Here is a 6,290-nt window from a genome sequence, read left to right on the forward strand (position 1 = left end):
AGGTGTTCGATCAGGGTCATTGGGTTACCTCTCAGAAAGTGAGGTGCGATTAGATCACAGTAATTCAGCAGATTCAATCTTTGTTAACAAAGTGCTATCCCGCCCTGCTCTTTTGGCTGAGACTATCTTTTATTTTTTGTTTTAACGGGGCATTTTTTTTGTATTGGTTAAGCTTAGTTTCGATGAGTGCGCTATTTTTCTTACTGGCTGTGATCTTTTTTAATAGAGCGCATAGGGTGTTATTTGGATCGCCCGTTAAGCTGATATCATTTGGGAAACTACGATAAGGATATTGGCAATATAGGGGATCATCTGAGAGTGAAATCACAATGCAATTATCATTTAATTGATGAGTTTCGGGTAACCAAGGAACAGGGGTTTCAAGCAGTAAAATGACATCTGCATGATGAAGATAAGGGCTCACGTCAAAGCCGAGGTGTAATGGATGGTCTTGTGGGAAATTTATGTAGCTGGGGTTTGATTCGATGACCCCAATTGACAATGACTCTGCGAGGGCAACTAAAGTGGCTACCGTTGCGGGATCTGCTGACGATGATAGGATTGATTGCTTCTAAGAGAGCTTTTGTGGCCTGTTTAATTGATAATTCATCAGAGATGCTTGAGGTTACGGGTGTTAATTGGGGGTGTTTATAGGCTTGTTGATTGATAAATGGTTGCCCGCTTAGCTCAACAGGTAAACTCAAGTAGATTGGGCCAGCAGGTGCACTTTGGCTGATGGCAAGTCCCCTATCTATCAGTGTTTCTAATTGTTCGGGGTATTTTAATTCATAGTCCCACTTTACAAACTCTCGAAACATAGCACCTTGGTCGTAGGATTCTTGCCCCCAATGAACGATATGAGAACGTGATCCTCGATGTCCCTTTTCTGTTGCAGCAGTGCGCCCAGCGATCACATATATGGGGATCTTAGCTCTGGCAGCATTGATCACCCCCATGACGCCAAGCGCACCGCCAACAATGGTATGAAGCATGATGCAAGGGACTTTACCTGACACCATGGCATAGCCATGAGCCATTGCTAATGCCGGTATTTCATGCACAGCAGTGATCGCTTTAGGATATTTAATGTGCTTTTTTTGTTTAGCATAGGCTTCTATGATAGCGGGAAAATCAGTACCACTGCCTGCGGCAAAAAAATACTCAACATCTCTGAGTGCAAGAAGTTCGAGTAGTGCTTCACCCACTTGTTTAGCATCAAGTATTATTTTTTTACGTTTATCTGTCATAGTCATTTGAACCTAAAACTGTTGAGGCTTATTGGCTGTAGTCTTGTCATTAAGTGTAGTTAATTTGAGCACGGTATGGTGAATTGTTATTACGGGCTTTAATCGGCCGTTAAAGCGCTTTGATGTCACTGAGATGGTAGTGTTGTGAGCCATCACTTTATTTTAGTGAGAGCTTATTTAATCGTGTCCGTCTTGAATATTAGTGTTTTTTAATTGATTGTCAGTCATCATTTTAGGCAAAATGAGTATGCCATACATAGGATTTACGTTTTTTGTATCATAGTAAGATATTGATGAGTATTAGCTACTTTTTGAATAACGTATTCAGTTTTCATGTGATTATTCGATGAGTCTGTACCTCGCATTTCCAGCAGGCTTGAGTATAATAGATTTTATAAAATCAATTATCTCGATAGAGCCTTTCATGTTACCTAAGTTATCGCACAAACAAACACTTGAACCTGCCTATTTGTCTTTTATTGAGGCGTTACATCGTAGTGAGTTTACGGGGGATATTGATACCCGTTATAGCGCAAGGATGGTTCAAGCGACCGATAACTCAGTGTATCAATTTCTGCCTCAAGCGGTTATTTACCCAAAATCTCAACAAGATGTGCAAACGGCCCTTTATTTGGCGGCTCAGCCGTTATTCACGGAAGTCGTATTTAGTGCACGAGGGGGGGGCACTGGAACCAACGGTCAATCATTAACCCACGGCATTATCATTGATTTATCTCGACATATGAATCGAGTGTTAGAAATTAATGCCGAGGAAGGTTGGGCGAGGGTCGAGGCTGGGGTGGTAAAAGATGCGTTAAATGATGCATTACGCTCGCATGGATTCTTTTTTAGTCCCGATTTATCGACCTCAAATCGAGCGACTGTGGGCGGCATGATTAATACCGATGCATCGGGTGCGGGATCGTTAGTGTATGGTAAAACATCGGATCACGTGCTTGGTTTGAGCTGCGTGTTATTTGATGGCAGTGTCATGGATACACACCCCATGGATAAAAGCACATTGGATAATATGAAGGTGGTCGATGAGGTATTGCTTCCGTCATTAAGTCAAAGTATTACTACCGAAATTGCCAAGATGTGTTTAGATAATCGCGTCGAAATCGAGGCTCAATTTCCGAAGTTAAATCGTTTTTTAACGGGCTATGATTTAAAGCATGTCTGGAATGATGATTTAACCCAATGTGATATTTCCCGTGTACTGACGGGTTCTGAAGGAACGCTGGCGGTGATCACGGAAGCTAAGCTTAATCTCACGCCCTTACCTCAGTGTCGTATGATGCTCAATATTAAATATGATTCTTTTGAGGCGGCGCTGAGACATGCCCCTGATCTAGTGAAAGCCAAGGCCACAGTGGTTGAAACCATTGACTCGAAAGTGCTGAATTTAGCTAAAAAAGATATTATTTGGCATTCCGTTTCTGCGTTTATAAAATCGGTACCTGATCATGAAATCGATGGGCTGAATATGGTCGAATTTGCAGGCGATGAGGATGAGGTCCTACAAAAACTGACCGCACTGGAACACATGTTAACCACTCAGTTTGAAGAACATAAAAGTGGGCTTTTGGGTTACCAGCTGGTTTCAGATCGGGCCAGTATCGATACCATTTATGCGATGCGTAAAAAAGCCGTTGGCTTGTTAGGTGCGACAAAAGGTAAAAGGAAGCCATTAGCATTTGCTGAAGATACGGCGGTTCCGCCCGAAAAATTGGCCGATTTCATTATGGAATTTAGAGCATTACTGGATGGGCATCAATTGCAATACGGTATGTTTGGTCATGTCGATGCTGGTGTCCTTCATGTCAGACCTGCGCTGGATATGTGTGATGCTGAAGATGAGGAATTGCTAAAAGTGATTTCAGATGAAGTGGCGAGTTTAACGCTTAAATATGGCGGGTTAATGTGGGGAGAGCACGGGAAAGGGGTACGCGGTGAATATGCACCTGCTGTGTTTGGCCAGCATTTATATGGATTACTTGAAGAAGTGAAAGGTTTGTTTGACCCCCATAATAAGTTGAATCCTGGGAAATTGGTTGCGCCTACAGGAAAAGGGCCTTTATATTATAATGTTGATAGCCCTAAAAGAGGCAGTTTTGATCGTCAAATTCCGGTCCAAACTCGGGATGCTTTTCCTGATGTGATGAATTGTAACGGTAATGGATTATGCTTTAATTACAGTACCTCATCGCCTATGTGCCCTTCTTTTAAGGTGACGGGGGATCGAATACATTCGCCAAAAGGCAGAGCGGGGTTAATGCGAGAATGGCTGCGTTTGCTAGAATCTGAAGGTGTGGATGTGAATGCCTTAGCAAAGGCGAAGCCTAGCAATATTTTCAAACGAGCTAAGTATACCTTAGTGGATAACGACTATGATTATTCACATGAGGTGATGGAGTCATTACAAGGGTGTTTAGCCTGTAAATCTTGCTCGAGTCAGTGTCCTGTGAAGGTGGATGTACCAAAGTTTCGATCACAGTTTTTCAATATTTATTATCAACGTTATTTACGACCGGCGAAAGATCATTTAGTCGCAGGCATCGAAGTATCATTACCTGTGATGGCGCAGATGCCGAGGTTGGTGAATGCCCTGTCTCAAAATGCTTTGAGTCGCTGGATGATTGAAAAAACACTGGGGTATGTCGACTCTCCAGCCTTGTCTGTTCCCACGTTAAAACAGCGATTACATGGTCATAGCAGCCGAGGTTATGATTTAGCCTCATTAAGTGCGATAGCTGAGTCTGAGCGAGATCAATATGTGCTGGTGGTACAAGATCCTTTTAATAGCTTTTATGAGGCGAGTACCGTGCATTATTTCATTCAATTAATTGAAAAACTGGGTTTGAAGCCGATTTTATTGCCCTTTAAACCCAATGGTAAGCCTGAGCATATCAAGGGCTTTTTAAATCAATTTTCCCAGACGGCAAAAAATGCGGCTGATTTTTTCAATCAAGTCTTTGCCCTCGGTATGCCCATGGTGGGGCTCGATCCTGCTTTAGTCTTGTGTTATAGGGATGAATATAAAGAAGCGTTAGGTGGTGCACGTGGGGACTTTAATGTCTTATTAGCCAATGAATGGTTATTATCTCGATTAGAAAAGCATGCTCTTAGTTCGCCAGCCCTGACAGAATTCACCTTATTTAGCCATTGTACTGAGTCGACAGCAATGCCAAATGCTGGTAAAGAATGGCAACGTATTTTTGCGCACTTTGGCGCTAAATTAGCAACAGCCAATGTTGGGTGCTGTGGCATGGCGGGTACATACGGGCATGAAGCCGAGAATCTATCTCGCTCTCGTCAATTATTTGAAATGTCTTGGCAAGAAAGACTGGGAGCGATACCACAAGTCCAAGTGTTAGTGTCAGGGTATTCCTGTCGAAGCCAAGTCAAACGTTTCAGTGGCTTTAAACCACAACATCCAGTAGAAGCTTTACTCAAGTTGTTTTAGGTAATGGATTAACAATAAGGAGCTATTTTTCGATGCGTTTTTTTTGTTATGCTGATATTGCTTTTGACAGCATTGGCGTTTTATTTTTACTCTTTATTTAAGCATTCTGATTGGATTAGAGGGATAAGCCCGCCGAAAGGGGTTAAAAAGGCTTTAAAGGAGACAGTATGAGCCAAGAAGCGCAAAAGACGATTAATGCATTAATGAAACAAGCGCCATTATGCAATGACGAGGCATTGTTTAATATTGATGAGCAAGGAGAATGGTTTTATTTAAAAAGTCCCTTACCTCAGAAATTTAGTCGATTATTTTCAACTATTTTATATTGTATAGAGAATGAACATTTTCTGATCACACCGGTGGAAAAGCTGAAAGTGTCAGTGGCCGAAGTGCCATTGATCATCGTCGATTATACCTGCCATAGTGAATGTGCTAAGAGTGAAACGAGACAAGAAAGGGATTATTGCTCGGCTTTTACTGTTAAGACGAGTTTAGAGACGGCATATGAGGTGCGAGCTTTGTCGCACTTTGTTTGCGGTGAGGAAGCTATTACTGTGATGCTCGATAGAGGGCTAATCGCAAAATTGGGAAGAGCCTGTTATTACCGTTTCATTAATGACTTTATTTAATCAATATTTCATTATTTATAAAGGAGTTAAAGATATTGTTCTATTTCTAGCTGATTAAAGTCTAGAGTATGATGTCTGATTTGGGTTATATTTAGACTAAGGTTGTATAAAGGAGCTGTTCAGTGGATCGCAATAAAAGCTTAGGCTATTTAGTTGCTCACTTGAATGTTGAGCTACAAAATGCGTTAGATCAACGACTAAAGCGTTATCAATTAGATATTAAGCTTTGGCCTGTGCTTTTTTCTCTATTGGAGGAGGAGGGGGTCTCCCAAACGGTTTTATCTAAACGATGTGATGTTGCCCATTATACGATGACGCGGCTTTTGGATCAGTTGCAAACACAAGGCTTGATTATTCGTCATCAAGAAGCCGATAATCGCCGTACCTTTCAGATTTTTCTCACCGATACCGCTAAAGCATTAGAACAAGATTTAATTAGAGAAGCCGAGCGCGTTAATGAGCATTTTTTAAATGAGTTAGCCGAGGATGAACACATTTTATTGATTACTTTACTTAATAAAATTAATCGTTTTTAATCACTTTTATTTGTTTAATGTCATTTCTAATTTAAATTCATAATATTAGGTGACTTGTGATTGTGACAATGAAACAGAGTAATAGAGTGAAACGTAATGCTTTTTATTGTCTTAATCACGCCTAAAGTCATTCTTATTATCTCAATAGATATTTTCAACGAGTGTACTCAATGAGAAAGTGCCCTGCTTGATTCAATTGAGTCACAAATCAACCTTGTCTTGGATTGATATCAAACGCTGTTGATAAAGCTCTCGTGAAACGAACCTACTGGCAATTAAAAGAGACGGATTGGTATTATCAGAGTTATTGTCAAATGTGGTGTATCAATGAATCGTGATGTTCTGTTTGATCTTGAGTGATCCGTTCACCATCTTTAAATTGAATACCTGATATGACATCAGCAAGCAGCTT

5 protein-coding genes are annotated in these 6,290 nt (G+C 41.0%); 3 read left to right on the forward strand and 2 right to left on the reverse strand.

The genetic code is table 11. The features are described 5' to 3' along the window. Nucleotides 1-94: 94 nt before the first annotated feature. On the reverse strand, nt 95-424 hold the full coding sequence (locus L2764_RS25270) for a hypothetical protein (RefSeq protein WP_248943131.1): 330 nt from the start codon (nt 422-424) through the stop codon (nt 95-97). Nucleotide 425: 1 nt separating this feature from the next. Next, on the reverse strand, nt 426-1,247 hold the full coding sequence (locus L2764_RS25275; protein WP_248943132.1) for a thiamine pyrophosphate-binding protein: 822 nt from the start codon (nt 1,245-1,247) through the stop codon (nt 426-428). Between the two features lie 424 nt (nt 1,248-1,671). Between L2764_RS25275 and ydiJ the strand changes: the two genes are divergently transcribed. From ydiJ to L2764_RS25290, 3 genes are all read left to right on the forward strand, one after another. Beyond that, nucleotides 1,672-4,713: a D-2-hydroxyglutarate dehydrogenase YdiJ gene (ydiJ, locus tag L2764_RS25280; protein ID WP_248943133.1), complete on the forward strand. Its 3,042-nt coding sequence runs from the start codon at nt 1,672-1,674 to the stop codon at nt 4,711-4,713. 167 nt (nt 4,714-4,880) lie between these two features. Continuing rightward, complete coding sequence (locus tag L2764_RS25285; RefSeq protein WP_248943134.1) at nt 4,881-5,342, forward strand: DUF1285 domain-containing protein; 462 nt, start codon at nt 4,881-4,883, stop codon at nt 5,340-5,342. A gap of 122 nt (nt 5,343-5,464) precedes the next feature. Continuing rightward, nucleotides 5,465-5,878: a MarR family winged helix-turn-helix transcriptional regulator gene (locus L2764_RS25290; RefSeq protein ID WP_248943135.1), complete on the forward strand. Its 414-nt coding sequence runs from the start codon at nt 5,465-5,467 to the stop codon at nt 5,876-5,878. Nucleotides 5,879-6,290: the final 412 nt, after the last annotated feature.

Origin of the sequence: Shewanella surugensis, assembly GCF_023284005.1 — a bacterium.
GTDB lineage: Bacteria > Pseudomonadota > Gammaproteobacteria > Enterobacterales > Shewanellaceae > Shewanella > Shewanella surugensis.

Coding starts and splice junctions, on each gene's coding strand:
- L2764_RS25275 (WP_248943132.1), bottom strand. CDS start 1,247: ATGACAGATAAACGTAAAAAAATAATACTTGATGCTAAACAAGTGGGT.
- ydiJ (WP_248943133.1), top strand. CDS start 1,672: ATGTTACCTAAGTTATCGCACAAACAAACACTTGAACCTGCCTATTTG.
- L2764_RS25285 (WP_248943134.1), top strand. CDS start 4,881: ATGAGCCAAGAAGCGCAAAAGACGATTAATGCATTAATGAAACAAGCG.